The following is a 17,584-nucleotide window of genomic DNA, read 5'->3' as shown; positions in this document are numbered from 1 at the left end:
TGCTTAATCAATTACACCGTTGCGATTAAACGACGGCAATTTAAATCCAGGTTCTTTATGCATCCACTTATAGAATGCACGACCTGTTAGGTTTTGCTCTGGTACAAAGCCCCAAAAACGACTGTCAGCACTTTGATCGCGATTATCCCCCATCGCGAAGTAATGACCTTTGGGAACTTTTACCTCCCAATATAAACCATTTTCAGATGAATATTTACCATTTTCAATATAGTTAATAAATGGCGCCTGACGTGCAACATTTACACCTTCAAGCTCACGCATCTTAAATGTGTGTTTACCCAATGTTTCTTGATGATAAATTGAAGTAGGCGTATCCAGAATATCTTTTTCGCGACTAAATTCCACCGGAACTTTCGCCACTTTTTGTCCATTAATACTCAGTTGTCCATGATCATAAACAATGTGATCACCTGGCAAACCGACCACACGTTTAATATAACTGATGGTCGGTTGTGGCGGATAACGGAACACGATCACGTCACCACGTTCTGGTTCACCCACATCAATGACTTTGGTATTCACAATTGGCAAGCGAATACCATAGTTAAATTTGTTGACCAAAATAAAATCACCCGTTTCTAAAGTCGGAACCATGGAATCGGAAGGAATATTAAATGGTTCATACAGGAATGAACGTAGCACCAGAACCACTGCCAGAACTGGCCAGAAGTCATATGCCCAAGTAATGATGAAATTTTCATTACCCTTGCCTAGCGTTTGTCTTTGTTTAAATACAAACTTATCCAGTAGCCACACCAAAAAGAAAATCAGTGTGACGGGTACAAGGATTAAATTAAAATCAAAATCCATGAGCTAAATGACCTCTTTTATTATCTTTCTACTTTTAATACGGCAAGGAACGCTTCTTGTGGGATTTCAACACTCCCCACCTGCTTCATACGTTTCTTACCTTCTTTTTGTTTCGACAGAAGTTTCTTCTTACGCGACACGTCACCACCATAACATTTTGCCAATACGTTTTTACGCATCGCTTTTACAGTAGAACGGGCAATAATTTGCGCCCCAATCGCAGCCTGAATAGCCACATCAAACATTTGACGCGGAATCAGCTCTTTCATTTTTTCAACCAGTGCAATACCACGATGACGTGCATCCTGACGGTGACAAATCATTGCTAAAGCATCAACTTTCTCACCATTAATTAACACATCAACCTTAACCAGAGATGAACTCTCAAAACGGACAAAGTTATAATCGAGTGATGCAAAACCGCGTGAACATGATTTCAATTTATCAAAGAAATCCATGACCACTTCAGCCATTGGAATTTCAAAAGTAATCGAAACCTGATTCGCCATAAACTTCATGTCTTTTTGCACACCACGGCGCTCTACACATAAAGTCATCACATTGCCTAGATACTCTTGTGGTACTAGGATATGACACTCAGCAATAGGTTCACGCAAATCTTCAACCGTTGAACCATCAGGCATTTTTGATGGACTGTCGATATAAACTGTATCGCCATTCTTCATCACCGCTTCATAAATTACGGTTGGTGCAGAAGAAATGAGGTCAAGATCGTACTCACGCTCTAAACGCTCTTGTACGATTTCCATATGCAGCATACCCAGGAAGCCACAGCGGAAACCAAAACCTAAAGCATCTGAACTTTCTGGTTCAAAGAATAATGCCGAGTCGTTGATTTGCAGCTTATGCAATGCTTCACGGAACGGTTCAAAATCACTTGAATCAATCGGGAACAAACCGGCATAGACCTGCGGTTTGACCTTTTTAAAACCAGGCAAGATTGCCACGTCTGGTGTAGTCGCAAGCGTAATGGTATCGCCCACTGGCGCACCAAAAATATCTTTGATCCCTGCAATAATAAAGCCTACTTCACCAGCTTCAAGCATGCCTGTTTCAGTATGTTTAGGATTGAAGATACCTACAGAGGTAATGATGTGCGCTTGACCTGTTGACTTAATCAACATTTTGTCGCCTTTACGCACACGCCCCTGTTTGATACGCACCAAAGACACAACGCCCAGATAATTATCGAACCATGAGTCAATAATCAAAGCTTGTAGCGGTGCATCACGGTCACCAGTAGGCGCAGGAATAACATTGACCAGAGTTTCAAGCACCCCTTCAATGCCGAGGCCTGTTTTCGCTGAACAGGTTGGTGCTTCAGTCGCTTCAATCCCGATAATGTCTTCAATTTCCTGAATCACACGCTCAGGTTCAGCTTGTGGCAAGTCAATTTTGTTAAGTACAGGCAAAACTTCCAGGCCTTGCTCAATCGCGGTATAACAGTTTGCGACCGACTGTGCTTCAACACCTTGCGCAGCATCGACAACTAAAAGAGCGCCTTCACATGCCGCAAGCGAACGTGATACTTCGTAGGAAAAGTCCACGTGTCCTGGTGTGTCAATAAAGTTTAATTGGTATTCTTGACCATTTGGATGCGTATAGTACAACGTCACCGATGCCGCTTTAATGGTAATACCGCGCTCACGTTCAAGTTCCATAGAATCCAGAACCTGAGCCTGCATTTCGCGATCTTGCAAACCACCACAGGTTTGAATAAAGCGATCTGCCAGTGTCGATTTACCATGATCGATATGCGCAATAATCGAAAAGTTACGAATGTTTTTAATATCAACAGATTTTTTAGCTTGCGCCATGGGCTACCTTGAGAAAAAACACGCCATGCAACCAATAATTAATGCATGGCAAAAGCCGAATAGAAATTGCGTAGGATTATAGCAGATGGATTTTTCAATGTATTCTAAATAATGAGTTCCTTTTCGCTTTGTGCAGTCATTTTCAAAGCAAAGCTGGATTGAACTCATTTATTCAATTTGAAACCATCTTATCGTATTGGGTAAAATCTAGAGGATTCACCTGTTCCGATATCGGCTGATAGGCTTGGATAAATGTCGGAGACATGCGTTTTGGTCGGCCAGTAGCAATTTCCACACAGGCCCATTTCGTATTTCCCATAAACAGAACCGCTTGGTCGTGCGGACGGTAAAACACATATTGGCGGAAAGAATACAAGGCATTGATATCATCCAGCCAGGTACGCAGAATGATCTTTTCGCCTGCAAATGCCGCCTTACGGTATTGCACATGATGCTCTACTGCGACCATGGCATGTTTCAGTTCCAGATATTCATTTAAGCCCAAACCCAAGGCATCAATGTGTGCAGTGGCTACATCCTGCATCCAGTGCATATACACCACATTATTGACATGTCCCAAACGGTCAATATCTTTTGCTTGAACGGTGATTTCCAAATCAAAAACTGTGCTCATCTATTTCACTGATCCTTACGCTGTGCAAACATTACCTTCAAGGCCAGACAGTCTACGTAATTTTGGATGGCAGTAAAATTGCAAAATATAAAAAACCACTCCTCGAGAGAGTGGTTTTCATTTGATAGTCTAAGATTATTCAATACGCATGCCTAAAATTGCGCGCTGATCTTGACGAATAATTGAAACCCGTGCAATTGAGCCTTTTTTCAATTCAGACACAGATTTAATAAAATCATTACTATTCAAAATGGTTTCATTATTGATTTGAGTAATAATATCGCCTGCAATCAAACGTGATTGCGAAGCAATTCCCCCGCGCTTCACTTCCTGTACCAAAATACCACCTTTAATATTCAACTGCGTTTGTTCTGCAGCCGTTAAGTTACGAATGCTAACTCCTATAACAGGACCTTTTTGTTCAGCAACTTGTTCCACTTTCGCCGGGGTATCATCTGGAGCAGTGGTGAGTGTTGCTGAGATATTACGGGTTTTATCATCGCGTAAAACTTGCAATTGAATGTTTTGATTTGGTGTAGTTCGGTTTAAGTAATTAAGCAAATCCGAAGTTCTTGAAATGGGTGAACCATTATATTTCAAGATCACATCGCCCGACTTAAAGCCTGCTTTGGCTGCCGGGGAATTAGGTGCAACCTGAGTGACCAGTGAGCCTTCAGGTTTGGACAGGTTATAAGATTCTGCAAGGGTACGATCGATGTCTTGCAACATGACACCTAAATAAGAACGTGTCACCTTGCCATTCTTTTTCAGCTGCTCCGCCACATCCATAGCTACATCAATCGGAATGGAGAACGATAGGCCCATATATCCGCCAGTACCACTAAAAATCCGCGAGTTTACCCCAACCACTTCACCATTCTGGTTAAACAAAGGACCGCCTGAGTTACCCGGGTTTAAAGCCACATCGGTTTGAATAAATGGCACCGAGGTTTCCCCCATCATGTTACGCATTTTCGCGCTGACAATGCCTGCTGATGCAGAATAATCAAAACCGAAAGGTGAACCAATGGCCAGTACCGGCTCTCCCACTCTGAGCCGATCGACATTACCGGTACGTAATTCAGGGAAATTGGAACCATTGACTTTTAGTAATGCCACATCGGTACGTGCATCGCTTCCGACCACCGTCGCATCAATTTCACGGCGATCATTCAACATAATAGTTACTTTAGAAGCATCTTCAATCACATGATGATTGGTTAACAGATAACCATCCTTACTGATAAAGAATGCACTGCCATAAGCTGTTTTATCCTGCTGATTTTGTTGCTGCGGAACAATCACTTGATTACCAAAAAAACGTTTTAAAATTTCAGGGATCTGTTGCTGGATCAGCTCTTCCTGAGTCATTTTTTTGACGACATTTACACTGACCACCGCCGGACTGACTTGTTCAACCAGATTAGAAAAGTCTACCGAAGAAGCTGCTTGTGTTTGCATAGCCGCCATTGTAAATACAGCAGCATACATTCCTTTTTTTATATCGCGATTGTTCATATAAAGCATGCACTCCATTCATTATAAGTATGCAGAGACAGTATTTAGCATAAAATATATCTGTCTTGGGTAATAATATGTTTGATTATATTTGTATAAACAACAGCTTAAATCTTTCTTAAAAGTTTGTTGCTTTATTACTTTTTCTCATCATACATTAGCATATTAGCCCTTGTCTTTTGATCAAAAAAGCGGTGTTATTAGCAAACTTTTTTCGAATTAGCTGATGGACATGTCTAATTTAAATACAACACATCATTTTGACGTGATCATTGTGGGTAGTGGTGGCGCAGGTTTGAGTCTGGCCTTATCATTACCCGATCATTTCAATATTGCTGTTTTGGCCAAATCGACACTCACCGAAGCCAGTACTTTTTATGCGCAAGGCGGCGTTGCTGCGGTTTTAGATGAAACCGATTCCATTGCACAGCATATTGATGACACCATGATTGCAGGTGCACAGTTATGCGAACGTGAAGCCGTCAAGCAGACTGTAGAAGGCGGCAAACCTTCGGTCGATTTTCTGTTAAAGCATGGCGTGCAATTTACCTTAGATGAACAGGAACAACTGCATTTAACCCGTGAAGGTGGACATTCACAGCGCCGTATCATCCATGCTGCAGATGCGACCGGTCGTGCCATTTCAACCACTCTGGTGCAACGTGCCCGTGAAAAGCAAAACATCACGATTTTTGAAAACTATATTGCCATTGATTTAATTACTTCAAAAAAACTCGGTCTGAAAGATCAAACTAATCGTGCCCTTGGCTTATACGCGCTCGATGAAAAGACTGAAAAAGTCCATACCTTCTTTGCACCCTCTACCGCCTTGGCCTGTGGCGGGGCCATGAAAGCCTATCTGTATACCTCTAATCCGGATATTGCGACTGGTGATGGTATTGCCATGGCCTATCGTGCCGGTTGCCGGGTTGCCAATATGGAATTTAACCAGTTCCATCCAACCTGCCTGTATCATCCGCAAGCACGTTCCTTTTTAATTACCGAAGCCATGCGTGGTGAAGGGGCTTATTTACGCTTGCCTGACGGTGAACGTTTCATGCTGCGTTTTGATGAACGTGCGGAACTGGCACCGCGTGATATCGTGGCACGTGCCATTGACTATGAAATCAAGCGTTTGGGTATCCGTCATGTCTGGCTGGACATTACCCATAAAGATGAAGCGTTTATTAAAGAGCACTTCCCGACCCTCTATGCACGGTTACTTGAACTAGGAATCGACATTACCAAAGAAATGATTCCAGTGGTTCCTGCAGCCCACTATACCTGTGGCGGCGTGGTGGTTGATGAAAATAGCCAGACCGACATCGAAGGTTTATATGCCATTGGTGAAACTTCTTATACCGGCTTACATGGTGCTAACCGAATGGCCAGTAACTCACTTTTAGAATGTTTCGTCTACGGCATGAGTGCAGCAAAACATATAGAAAGCCTGTTCAATCCGGATTATGTTTCTCCTGATGCGCCAAGCTGGGATGACTCCCAAGTTATGAATCCGGATGAAAATGTCGTTATTCTGCAAAACTGGGATGAACTGCGTCAGACTATGTGGAACTACGTGGGGATTGTACGAACGACTAAACGTCTACAACGTGCCTTACATCGTATCGAAATGTTGAAGCGTGAAATCACTGAATATTATCAGGATTACCATGTCAGCAAAAACCTGATTGAACTGCGTAACCTGGTACTGGTTTCAGAGATGATTGTGCGCTGTGCCATGGCACGCAAGGAATCACGCGGTTTGCATTACACTCTGGATTATCCGGAGCTTGGGCCTGAATTGCGTAAAACGGTACTGACTCCACCCAACTTCCAGGTGGAAACTCCGTTGGTCAATGTAGATGCTTAAACCCGTCTAGTCTAAATAAAAAAGCCGAACATCTTTGTTCGGCTTTTTCAATGTGCATGATATCTCTTTATTGTCGGGGTGGGATGGAATAAGTACCCACTGCATGTGCAATGGGTTCATCTAAATTGATGGAATATAACCATACATCACCGACAATGAGGGCCTTACCCACTTTCATTAATTGGCAAACTGCACGAATATCCTGTGCTGCCGTCGGTTTTCTTAAAAAATTGATGGATAAACTGGTCGTGACAGCCAAGGCAACAATACCGATTTCACCCAGTATGGCAATATAAAGCGCATAATCAGCAGCGGTCATCATGGTCGGGCCAGACACCGTTCCACCCGGTCTTAAATCGGCTTCATCCACATGATATAAGATGGTGGCTCCTTTTTCAGTGACTGTTTCTATTTCACATTTTTCCAGGCTTTGCGGAAATTCACGTTGCAAAAATTCAATAATTTCGACTTTATTACTTTTCATTGTTTATAAAAAAATCTTCCATAATGTTAGCCACTATAGAAGATTTTTCATTTAAACCCAATTGCTAGGGATGACTACACCGATTGCAAACACGCGAGTGCCTGAGTGAATACCTGTTCTGGTGTTTGGGTGGCATCCAGACGTTTAATCCGTTCCCCCTGCTGTTGCCAAAGCTGCTGATAGCCTGAACGTACTTTCTCAAAGAACGTGGCTTTCTCCTGCTCAAAGCGATCTAGCGCACCCCGTGCACGTGCGCGTGACATCCCCAGCTCAGTCGGCGCATCCAGCCAAAAAGTGATATCAGGCATATGCGAAACAAAATTTGCATTTAATAAAGCCAGTTTTTCTTTGCTTAAGCCACGCCCTGCACACTGATAAGCAAAACTTGCATCGGTAAAACGGTCACACAGTACTGTTTTACCTGCCTTCAATGCCGGAACAATCACCTGCTGTAAATGCTGTGCACGTGCCGCATACATTAAAAGCAGTTCTGTGTCATTCGACATGCTTTCTTCATGGTTGACTGACAACAGCAGGGAACGGATTTGTTCTGCCATCGGCGTACCACCCGGCTCACGCGTCAGTACAACCTCATGACCTTGCTGTTGCAGATAATCATAAATTTTACCAATGAGTGTGGTTTTCCCGACACCTTCAGTGCCTTCAAAACTAATAAACATCCCCCACTCCTTAATTTTTTGAACGAATTACAGTTAAATATTCTTGCACAGCACGATTATGGTCTTGCAAATTACTAGTGAATTTATGCCCCCCATTCCCTGTTGCAACAAAATAAACGTTATTAGAGTTATCTGGATGCATGGCGGCTTCAATCGCCTTTTGACTTGGCAAAGCAATCGGTGTCGGCGGTAAGCCATTGTTGGTATAAGTATTATAAGCTGTTGGCGTACGCAAATCGGTGCGGGTGATATTACCTGTATAACGATCGCCCATGCCATAAATCACGGTTGGATCAGTTTGCAGACGCATGCCTTGTTGCAAGCGACGGATAAATACTCCTGATACCTGATTTAACTCACTATCCAGGCTGGTTTCTTTTTCCACAATTGAAGCCATAATCAGCGCTTCATATTTATCCTTATAAGGTAAACCGCTGGCACGATTGGCCCATGCCGCATCCAAAGCCTTCATTTGACGTTTATATAGATCGGTCAAAATCTTTTTATCGGTTTCACCTTTGGCAAAGAAATAGGTATCTGGCGCAAACAGCCCTTCAGGATGGTTAAATGGAATATTCAAGGCTTTTAACATTTGATCTTGCGGAAGATTCAACACTTCTTTAGTGACCAAATCATCTTTCTTTAGAAGTTCAATTAACTGTTTAAAGGTCGTACCTTCAATCACCAGAATGCGGTTCATCTGTGCATTTTCAGCATTCGAGACCAGTTCCAGCACTTCACGTACCGACATGCCTTGACGAATTTCATAAACACCAGCTTTCATGCTGTCATGAATCATGATTTTTTGATAAAGCTTCAAGATAATAGGAAAACTAACCTTATCTTGCTGAGCTAGACGGTCAATAAAGCCTGAATAACTGTCACCATCTCCAATCGCCAGCATCTGCTTTTCACCTTGCACCGGATACGACTTGAACAAGCTGGCAGCCAAGATGACTGCAAATAATACCGTCAGACCTGCAATTAAAATAAGGATGCCTTTTAAAGGAAATCCTGATGCAGTTTTATTTTTCGATTTTTGCTTTTTGCTAGACATATTAATGAATCTGATTCAATTGAAGGATATTAAAGAGTTCAATACACGGCTGAATATTCAACGGTTGCCGGTTAAGTTCAGTCACAGCTTTCATGGGACTTAAGGCATTACAGAAAAACAGGCTTTCAAATTTTGAAATATCTTCCATTTCAATAAAACGCTGTTCACAATGAATGCCCTGCTGCTGCATCCGGGACAAAATTTTGGCCCGCATCACCCCATGCACGCCATTATAACGGAGTTCTGGCGTAACCCAGGTATTGTTTAAACGAATGAAACAATTACTGCTTACGCCTTCAACAACAGTGCCTTGTACATCGGTCACCAAAGCTTCTGCCCATCCGTGCTGATCAGCTTCATGTTTTAACAATACCTGTTCCAGACGGTTCAGACTTTTCAAACCGACCAGATTGGGCATGCTCAGCCCCAATGCTTGTTGCAATACACCGGATTTAATTTTTTCAATGTGAAAATCATCGACTGCTTGGGGATAAAAAAACACCCAGACATCTGCCGGATGATCAGGCAGGCTATAACCACGTTGTCCCTCACCGCGACTGATGATGATTTTTAATGTGCCATTTAATTCAAGAAACTGCTGTTGCAGTAGAGCCAAAGTTTTTCCAATGCAGCTTAAATCTGCCTGCAACATCAGCCGTTCACAACTTAACTGTAGCCGTGCCCGATGCAGGCTTTCAAGTTCAATCTTGCCATGTCGCACACGCGCAGTGGTAAAACAACCATCACCATAATGGAAGGCACGATCTAGTAATGAAATTTCGTTGATTTGCTGTGCATTTTTAAAACATGGCATAGGCAAATATCCTGTAAATGATGACTTAGTTTAAGAACAGCCGCCTTAAATTAATAGCTTTTTTATTCATATCAAATTCGTTTCTTATTATTTTTTCAACAAAAAAGATAAGGCTATGCTTGGCTCCGTTACGAAACATTAATAATTCAAATTCAAAGGATAGCAAAATGCGCTCACTAAAAATCGGGGTTTTAGCAGCTCTTATTTCAGCAACATCTTTTACTGCACTGGCAAAAGACTTTTTAAACGTTTCCTATGATCCAACGCGTGAATTATATGAAAACTACAACAAAGAGTTTGGCGCATATTGGAAGAAAACCACCGGCCAAGATATTAATTTTAAACAGTCACACGGCGGTTCTGGCAAACAGGCACGTTCAGTGATTGATGGTCTGGGTGCCGATGTGGTGACCTTGGCACTTGCAGCAGATATTGATGCCATTGCAGAAAACTCGAATCTGCTGCCAAAAAACTGGCAGAAACAGTTCCCGAATAATTCAACACCCTATACTTCTACCATCGTATTTTTGGTACATAAAGGTAATCCGAAAGGCATTAAAGACTGGGGCGATTTAGTGAAAAATAATGTCGGCATTATTACCCCAAACCCTAAAACTTCTGGCGGTGCACGCTGGAACTACCTGGCGGCATGGGCTTGGGCAAAACATCAGCCAGGCGGTAACGATGCCAAAGCACAGGAATTCGTACGTCAAATCTATAAAAACACCAAAGTACTTGACTCGGGTGCACGTGGTGCAACCACTACATTTGCTGAACGTGGCATTGGAGATGTATTGCTGGCCTGGGAAAACGAAGCTCATTTAGCGATTCGTGAACAACCGGGCAAGTTCGAAATTATCACACCGTCGTTGTCTATTTTGGCCGAACCCCCTGTGGCGATTGTAGAGAAGAATGCACAGAAAGACGGCAACCTGAATTTAGCCAAAGCTTATCTCAACTATCTGTATTCACCTGCAGGTCAAACCATTGCTGCCAATAACTTCTACCGTCCGCGCAATGCAGCAATACTGGCAAAACATAAATCCGTATTCAAACCATTGAAACTGGTCACCATTAATAAAGAATTTGGCGGCTGGACCAAAGTTCAAAAGCAGCATTTTGAAAATGGCGGTGTATTTGACCAGATCGTAAAAGCCAATAACACCAAATAATCTCAATCAAGTAAACAAAGCATCAGTTTTATTCATAAGACTGGTGCTTATTTTATGAACCCAGCCCCATTTATCTTTTTTATTCATATAAAATTCATTTTTTATTATTTTTTATGCATAAAGAATAGCGCTATTCTGCATCCATGTGATGAAACATTTGAAAATATTGAGGTTCGCATGAGCATTTCAGCAAAATTGAAACTTGGGGTTTTAGCAGCAGTCGTTTCCACCTTTTCTCTGGGTGCTGCAGCGAAAGATTTCCTTAACGTCTCATACGATCCAACACGCGAACTGTATGAAAACGTGAATAAAGATTTCAGCAAATACTGGGAAAGCCGTACTGGACAGAAAATTAACTTCAAACAGTCACACGGCGGTTCAGGTAAGCAAGCTCGTGCGGTCATTGATGGCCTGGATGCCGATGTTGTAACTTTAGCACTTTCTGCCGACATTGACGTGATTGCGGGAAAAACCAAACTTTTACCCGCCAACTGGCAAAAGAAACTTCCACAAAACTCAACCCCCTATACTTCTACCATCGTATTTTTAGTACGCAAAGGCAACCCGAAACAGATTAAAGATTGGGGCGATCTGGTTAAACCGGGTGTAGGCATTATTACCCCAAACCCTAAAACTTCTGGTGGTGCACGCTGGAACTATTTAGCGGCATGGGCTTGGGCAAAACACCAGGCGGGTGGCAATGACAAAACTGCACAGGAATTTGTGCGTAAAATTTATAAAAACACCAAGGTTCTCGATTCTGGCGCACGTGGTTCAACCACAACATTTGCAGAACGTGGCATTGGTGATGTGCTGTTGGCCTGGGAAAACGAAGCTCACTTAGCCCTTCGTGAACAACCGGGCAAGTTTGAAATTGTGACCCCTTCTCTTTCAATTTTGGCTGAGCCACCTGTGGCGATTGTCGAAAAAAATGCAGAGAAAAAAGGCAACCAATATCTGGCCAAAGGCTACTTAAATTTCCTTTACTCGCCACGCGGCCAGCAAATTGCGGCTGAAAACTTCTACCGTCCACGCAACGCACAAACACTGGCGCAATACAGCAAAGTATTTAAGCCATTAAAACTGGTCACCATCAATCAAGAATTTGGTGGCTGGAGCAAAGTTCAAAAAGCGCACTTTGAAAATGGCGGCGTATTTGACCAAATAGTTAAAGCCAATAGTGCAAAATAATAGCGTTCGATAGACAGGAGCATCGACATGATTCATACCGTAATTGTTCCGGGTGTAGGTGACAGTGAATCTGCGCACTGGCAGTCTTGGTTACAACGACAACTCATGTCATGCTCGCGTGTGCAGCAACAGGACTGGAACACGCCGGTGTTACAAAACTGGATTGCCGAGTTTGTAAAGACCGTGGCGCCTATTCAAGGCAGTGTCCAGATTGTTGCACATAGTTTTGGTTGTTTAACCACTGTGGCAGCTTTAGCCCAGCATCCGGAATTAAATCAAAAAATTAAAAATTTGATTCTGGTTGCACCGGCCAATCCTGCCCGTTTTGGTGAAGCCGGTTTTTCGCGAGATAGCCAGCAAGATTATCAACGCTATTTTCATCAGCTTAAAATTGCTGTACCAACCACAATGCTGATTAGTGAAAATGATCCCTGGTTAAATTTTGAGGATGCGCAATTCCTGGCCAAAGCATGGAAACTCAATCCAATTAACCTGGGTCAAGTTGGACATATTAATGTTGCTTCCGGTTTTGGATCTTTTCCTGAAATTTATGATTATTTGATTTCAGAAAATGTGTTGCAACACATCAATTTTACTGATGATAACAAGTGCTTTTTTAAATTTGCAATTTGAACCCTGCAAATTATGCTTGTGCCGATTTAAACTTTTATTTTCGCTGACTTTATTAGTCAGCATTCGCTCTTTTTGAGGAGTCATCATGTCGCAGCGATCCCGAGTGCTGCCAGGATTTGGTCTTTCTCTAGGCTTTACCCTAGCGTATTTGTCATTAGTCGTGCTTATTCCACTTTCGGCAGTGTTTATTAAATCACTGGGAATTGGATGGGACGGTTTATGGGAAATTTTAAGTTCAGAACGTATCTTAAAATCTTTGCAGTTAAGTTTTAGTGCTGCCCTGCTTGCAGCCTTAGTCAATGTGGTCTTTGGTTTACTGCTGGCGTGGTGCTTGGTCCGTTATAGCTTCCCTGGCAAGCGTATTGTGGATGCTTTGGTCGATTTGCCTTTTGCCTTGCCTACAGCCGTTGCCGGTATTGCACTCACATCTTTATATGCCCCTACAGGCTGGATCGGTCAGTATTTAGAGCCTTTAGGCATTAAAGTGGCATATACCCCAATCGGGATTACTCTGGCTTTGATTTTTATTGGTATTCCATTTGTAGTCCGTACCGTACAACCGGTTTTAAGTGATCTGGAAACCGAACTGGAAGAAGCAGCATCGGCATTGGGTGCGAACCGTTTTCAGATTATCAGCAAAATCATTCTACCGATTCTGTTTCCTGCGCTACTAACCGGTTTTGCCTTGGCATTTGCACGTGGTGTAGGTGAATACGGCTCGGTCATCTTTATTGCCGGTAACCAGCCCTTCGAGACTGAAATTGCGCCGCTGATGATTATTTCCCGTCTGGAAGAATATGACTATGCCGGTGCAACCACCATTGCAGTCGTAATGCTGGTACTGTCCTTTGCCATCTTGTTCCTGATTAACCTGTTACAAGCATGGGCAAGCAAACGTACCGGGAGAACTGCACGATGAGTTTAATCACCAACAGCAATGCTTTGGCCGAGAAATTGCAGTCCCGCGATGCTACCCGTGAACCCACCTGGATTCGCTATCTGCTCATCACCATTGCCCTGATTTTCTTTTTAAGCTGCTTGATTCTGCCTTTAATTCTGGTCTTTGTTGAAGCGTTTAAACAAGGTGTCGGGGTTTATTTTCAGGCACTGGTGCATCCTGATACCTTGTCTGCGGTGAAACTGACTTTACTGACAGCCGTGATTGCCGTTCCATTAAACGTGGTGTTTGGTGTAGCAGCTGCATGGTCGGTAGCGAAATTTAATTTCCGTGGCAAATCCATTTTGACCACTATTATTGATTTACCTTTCTCTGTTTCACCTGTGATCGCCGGCATGATGTTAGTACTGATTTTCGGTACCCAAGGCTGGTTTGGTGGCTGGTTGATGGATCATGACATTAAAATCTTGTATGCCGTTCCTGCCATTGTGCTTGCGACCATCTTTATTACCGTTCCTTTTGTGGCTCGTGAATTGATTCCGTTAATGGAAGCACAAGGTACAGAAGAAGAAGAAGCCGCAATTGTACTGGGTGCTTCAGGTTGGCAAACTTTCTGGAAAGTGACCTTACCCAATATTAAATGGGGTCTGATTTACGGTGTCATTCTGTGTAATGCCCGTGCCATGGGTGAATTCGGTGCAGTATCGGTGGTGTCTGGTCACATTCGTGGTGAAACTAACACCTTACCGCTGCATGTAGAAATCCTTTACAACGAATATACCTTTAGTGCTGCGTTTGCCGTGTCCTCACTCTTGGCTTTACTGGCTATTGTGACCCTGATTTTAAAAACATGGGTAGAGATACGCCAAGAACGACAAAACAAACGTAATGACGATTCAACAGTTTCTTAAGGAATGACATCATGAGTATTCAAGTTAAAAATATTGAAAAACACTTTGGTGCATTCCATGCACTTAAAAACATCTCACTCGATTTTCCAGATGGTCAGTTGGTAGCATTACTCGGTCCCTCAGGCTGTGGTAAAACCACTCTACTGCGTATTATTGCGGGTCTGGAATCGGCTGATGGCGGTCGGGTCATTTTAGAAGGTGAAGATGCAACCAATGTTCACGTGCGCGAACGTGAAGTGGGTTTTGTATTCCAGCACTATGCCCTGTTCCGTCATATGACCGTATTTGACAACATCGCCTTCGGTTTACGTGTGCGCCCGCGCTCTACCCGACCATCTGAAGCCGAAATTAAAAAACGTGTTTCCCGTTTACTTGATCTGGTTCAATTGGGCTTTTTGGCAGACCGTTATCCTGCACAACTCTCGGGGGGTCAACGTCAGCGTATTGCTTTAGCACGTGCATTGGCGGTTGAACCGCGCGTATTATTGCTGGATGAACCCTTTGGTGCACTGGATGCCAAAGTGCGTAAAGAATTGCGTCGCTGGTTACGTACCCTGCATGATGAATTGCATATCACCTCGATTTTCGTCACCCATGACCAGGAAGAAGCACTCGAAGTTGCTGACCAGATCGTGGTCATGAACAAAGGAAATGTCGAGCAAATCGGTTCGCCGCGTGAAGTTTATGAAAAACCGGCAACCCCGTTTGTATTCGACTTCCTGGGTCAGGCCAACCGATTCGAAGGCCAACACCAGCAAGGCATTATTCAGATTGGTGATGACCGTCTGCAATTGCCACAAGCCAAAGATGCGCCGCAAGGTGAAATTATTGCCTTTGCGCGTCCAAGCGAACTGCGTATTCATGCCGCTCCGCAAGAAAATGCCATTCAAGCCACTTTCTTACGTGAAATATGGATTGCCGGCAAAGTCCTTGCTGAGCTGCAAGACCGCCAAGGCAATTTAATTGAAATTTCGCTTAACTCGGAAGAAGCGAAACTACATCAATTTAAGCCAAATCAAACAGTGTGGTTAAGCCCAACGGCATTGCATTTGTTTGCCAATGACGTCGCTTAATAACAAATAGATGGGGCCAAAAACAGCCCCCATCCCTTTTAAGGTATACAGCATTATGAATTTCCAACAATTAAGAATTATTCGAGAAACCGTTAGACAGAACTTTAATTTAACTGAAGCTTCAGCGGCGCTTTATACCTCACAGTCTGGAGTAAGTAAGCATATTAAAGATTTAGAAGATGAGCTGGGCGTACAACTATTTATTCGTAAAGGCAAACGTTTACTGGGCCTGACTGAACCGGGTCAATCTTTACTGGGCATTGTAGAACGCATGCTGGTGGATGCAGACAATATCAAACGTCTTGCAGATGATTTTAACCGTGTCGATGAAGGCACCCTGACCATTGCAACCACGCATACCCAGGCGCGTTATGTGTTGCCACCGATTGTCAACCAGTTCAAAAAAGAATTTCCGAAAGTTCATTTGATTTTGCAACAAGCCAGTCCGGTTGAAATTACCGAAATGTTGCTGCAAGGCGAAGCAGATATTGGTATTGCCACCGAATCTTTAACCACTGAAGAAAATCTGGCTAGCGTACCTTACTATAATTGGCAACACAGTATTATTACACCGCAAAACCATGCACTTGCCAACAAAACAGATATTTCGCTGGAAGATTTGGCACAATTTCCGATTATTACTTACCACGGCGGTTTCACAGGGCGTTCTAAAATTGACAAGGCTTTTGAAGATGCCGGCATTGATGTTGATATTGTGATGTCAGCGCTGGATGCCGATGTGATCAAAACCTATGTGGAATTGAATATGGGCGTCGGTATTGTTAACAATGTCGCTTATGATGCAGAACGGGATTATCGCCTTAAACAGATTCCAACCGATATCTTTGGTGTAAATACCACCTGGATTGCGGTACGTAAAGGACATTTGTTGCGCGGTTATGGCTATGAGTTTATTTCACTCTGCTCGCCAGAAGCAGATATCAAGGCACTGAAAAAATTGGCTTATCCCGAAGATTAAAAATTTGATTGATTAAGAAAGGGATATTAAATATCCCTTTTTTTAATTTTAATTCAAATTTTTTATTATTTTACTTATCAATCAAATAAATAATTCACTTTGTTACAGATGTAGGCTATGCCTTCGAACCAGTCAGCAGCAGCCCGGTAAATTTAGTCAATGCAGTACGTTTTAAAATAGACACTCACAATCTGACCACGCTTTTAGGCTATCAACCCAATTCGGCTTGGAATTTTTATGGCGGTTTAAGTTATCAGACCCTAGACACTCAACTGAAAATTTCAGGGCAATCGATGGGAATACAGGCTGATTATATTGCAAATATGGATAAAGACTCGGCCTTGGGCTGGTTGGCAGGTATCAGCTATCAAATTCCTGAATATGCACTAAAAACCTCTCTCACCTATCGTTCTAAAATTCAACATACGCCACAATTTTATGAGCAGACTTCATCCATTCCTGCAATTCCAGTCTTGAGTTTAAGCTCTGCACAGCACATCAGCATCGACACACCGCAGTCGCTAAATCTCGAGTTTCAATCCGGGATCACGCCTCGCAATGTTATCTATACCTCTTTGCGTTGGGTCAATTGGAAAATTTTAAAATGGTTTCTCCCCTGATGAGCCGGGGTAAAGCTACACCGGTCAACTTGGTGGATTATCAAAAAAATCAGCTTTCAGCCACCTTGGGACTTGCCCATATCTTCAATGAGCACTGGACATCGGCCCTAGATATAGGGATGGATTCAGGTATTAGCAATCCAGCCTCTACCTTAAGCCCTTCGGATGGTTATTATAGTTTTGGAGTTGGCGGGTTTTATAATGTGCAGTCTAATTTATTTATTGCTGGTGGCATTAAATATTTCAAGCTAAACAAAGCCAAAATTGAGACTGATCAAGAAGGTGCAGGCAATTTATTTGGCGTGTTATCTTCAGTAAACAATAACAAAGCTATTGCTTATGGCCTTAAGGTCGGTTATCGCTTTTAACTAAAACCAGCTT

General features: G+C 42.9%; 18 protein-coding genes. 10 read left to right on the top strand and 8 right to left on the bottom strand.

The features are described from left to right. Positions 1 to 3 precede the first annotated feature (3 nt). From lepB to WAE57_RS00380, 4 genes are all read right to left on the bottom strand, one after another. Positions 4 to 831, bottom strand: coding sequence for a signal peptidase I (gene lepB / locus WAE57_RS00395; protein WP_237786352.1), 828 nt, complete (start codon positions 829 to 831; stop codon positions 4 to 6). 20 nt (positions 832 to 851) lie between these two features. After that, positions 852 to 2,669 carry a translation elongation factor 4 gene (gene lepA, locus WAE57_RS00390; protein ID WP_237786351.1) on the bottom strand — a complete coding sequence of 606 codons (1,818 nt, stop codon included), beginning with the start codon at positions 2,667 to 2,669 and terminating at the stop codon, positions 852 to 854. Positions 2,670 to 2,841: 172 nt separating this feature from the next. After that, positions 2,842 to 3,303, bottom strand: coding sequence for a thioesterase family protein (locus WAE57_RS00385; protein WP_237786350.1), 462 nt, complete (start codon positions 3,301 to 3,303; stop codon positions 2,842 to 2,844). Positions 3,304 to 3,438: 135 nt separating this feature from the next. After that, on the bottom strand, positions 3,439 to 4,821 hold the full coding sequence (locus WAE57_RS00380) for a Do family serine endopeptidase (protein WP_237786349.1): 1,383 nt from the start codon (positions 4,819 to 4,821) through the stop codon (positions 3,439 to 3,441). Positions 4,822 to 5,047: 226 nt separating this feature from the next. On the opposite strand from WAE57_RS00380, the gene nadB reads away from it, so the two are divergent. Next, complete coding sequence (nadB, locus tag WAE57_RS00375) at positions 5,048 to 6,691, top strand: L-aspartate oxidase (protein WP_337707554.1); 1,644 nt, start codon at positions 5,048 to 5,050, stop codon at positions 6,689 to 6,691. 67 nt (positions 6,692 to 6,758) lie between these two features. Here the strand turns inward: nadB and WAE57_RS00370 are convergent, their stop codons facing one another. From WAE57_RS00370 to pabC, 4 genes are all read right to left on the bottom strand, one after another. Beyond that, positions 6,759 to 7,175 carry a PaaI family thioesterase gene (locus WAE57_RS00370; protein WP_337707553.1) on the bottom strand — a complete coding sequence of 139 codons (417 nt, stop codon included), beginning with the start codon at positions 7,173 to 7,175 and terminating at the stop codon, positions 6,759 to 6,761. 74 nt (positions 7,176 to 7,249) lie between these two features. Next, on the bottom strand, positions 7,250 to 7,855 hold the full coding sequence (tmk, locus tag WAE57_RS00365) for a dTMP kinase (RefSeq protein WP_337707552.1): 606 nt from the start codon (positions 7,853 to 7,855) through the stop codon (positions 7,250 to 7,252). 10 nt (positions 7,856 to 7,865) lie between these two features. Then, entirely contained in the window at positions 7,866 to 8,912 is a 1,047-nt protein-coding gene (gene mltG, locus WAE57_RS00360; RefSeq protein WP_337707551.1) for an endolytic transglycosylase MltG, read from the bottom strand. A 1-nt stretch (position 8,913) separates the two neighbouring features. Beyond that, positions 8,914 to 9,726 (bottom strand): aminodeoxychorismate lyase, encoded by an 813-nt coding sequence (gene pabC / locus WAE57_RS00355; protein WP_337707550.1) that lies wholly within the window; start codon positions 9,724 to 9,726, stop codon positions 8,914 to 8,916. 167 nt (positions 9,727 to 9,893) lie between these two features. Between pabC and WAE57_RS00350 the strand changes: the two genes are divergently transcribed. The 9 genes from WAE57_RS00350 to WAE57_RS00310 all read left to right on the top strand — a co-directional run bounded on the left by WAE57_RS00350 (position 9,894) and on the right by WAE57_RS00310 (position 17,571). Further along, on the top strand, positions 9,894 to 10,898 hold the full coding sequence (locus WAE57_RS00350) for a sulfate ABC transporter substrate-binding protein (RefSeq protein ID WP_237786344.1): 1,005 nt from the start codon (positions 9,894 to 9,896) through the stop codon (positions 10,896 to 10,898). 177 nt (positions 10,899 to 11,075) lie between these two features. After that, complete coding sequence (locus tag WAE57_RS00345; protein ID WP_337707549.1) at positions 11,076 to 12,089, top strand: sulfate ABC transporter substrate-binding protein; 1,014 nt, start codon at positions 11,076 to 11,078, stop codon at positions 12,087 to 12,089. Positions 12,090 to 12,116: 27 nt separating this feature from the next. Beyond that, the gene (locus tag WAE57_RS00340; RefSeq protein ID WP_337707548.1) at positions 12,117 to 12,722 is read left to right on the top strand and encodes an alpha/beta hydrolase; all 606 of its coding nucleotides are present in this window, start codon (positions 12,117 to 12,119) and stop codon (positions 12,720 to 12,722) included. Positions 12,723 to 12,807: 85 nt separating this feature from the next. Next, positions 12,808 to 13,641 (top strand): sulfate ABC transporter permease subunit CysT, encoded by an 834-nt coding sequence (gene cysT / locus WAE57_RS00335; protein ID WP_237786341.1) that lies wholly within the window; start codon positions 12,808 to 12,810, stop codon positions 13,639 to 13,641. Continuing rightward, positions 13,638 to 14,531, top strand: coding sequence for a sulfate ABC transporter permease subunit CysW (gene cysW, locus WAE57_RS00330; RefSeq protein ID WP_337707547.1), 894 nt, complete (start codon positions 13,638 to 13,640; stop codon positions 14,529 to 14,531). The genes cysT and cysW overlap by 4 nt, the downstream gene beginning before the upstream one ends. 11 nt (positions 14,532 to 14,542) lie before the next feature. Continuing rightward, positions 14,543 to 15,604 carry a sulfate ABC transporter ATP-binding protein gene (locus WAE57_RS00325; RefSeq protein WP_237786340.1) on the top strand — a complete coding sequence of 354 codons (1,062 nt, stop codon included), beginning with the start codon at positions 14,543 to 14,545 and terminating at the stop codon, positions 15,602 to 15,604. A 55-nt stretch (positions 15,605 to 15,659) separates the two neighbouring features. Continuing rightward, the gene (locus WAE57_RS00320; protein ID WP_237786339.1) at positions 15,660 to 16,583 is read left to right on the top strand and encodes a CysB family HTH-type transcriptional regulator; all 924 of its coding nucleotides are present in this window, start codon (positions 15,660 to 15,662) and stop codon (positions 16,581 to 16,583) included. A gap of 293 nt (positions 16,584 to 16,876) precedes the next feature. Continuing rightward, positions 16,877 to 17,203: a hypothetical protein gene (locus WAE57_RS00315; RefSeq protein ID WP_337707546.1), complete on the top strand. Its 327-nt coding sequence runs from the start codon at positions 16,877 to 16,879 to the stop codon at positions 17,201 to 17,203. Further along, on the top strand, positions 17,188 to 17,571 hold the full coding sequence (locus tag WAE57_RS00310; RefSeq protein ID WP_337707545.1) for a hypothetical protein: 384 nt from the start codon (positions 17,188 to 17,190) through the stop codon (positions 17,569 to 17,571). The genes WAE57_RS00315 and WAE57_RS00310 overlap by 16 nt, the downstream gene beginning before the upstream one ends. Positions 17,572 to 17,584: the final 13 nt, after the last annotated feature.

Source organism: Acinetobacter sp. NS-4, from assembly GCF_037402435.1.
In the GTDB taxonomy this organism is placed as follows: domain Bacteria; phylum Pseudomonadota; class Gammaproteobacteria; order Pseudomonadales; family Moraxellaceae; genus Acinetobacter.
This window is presented reverse-complemented; position numbering and strand designations above follow the sequence as displayed.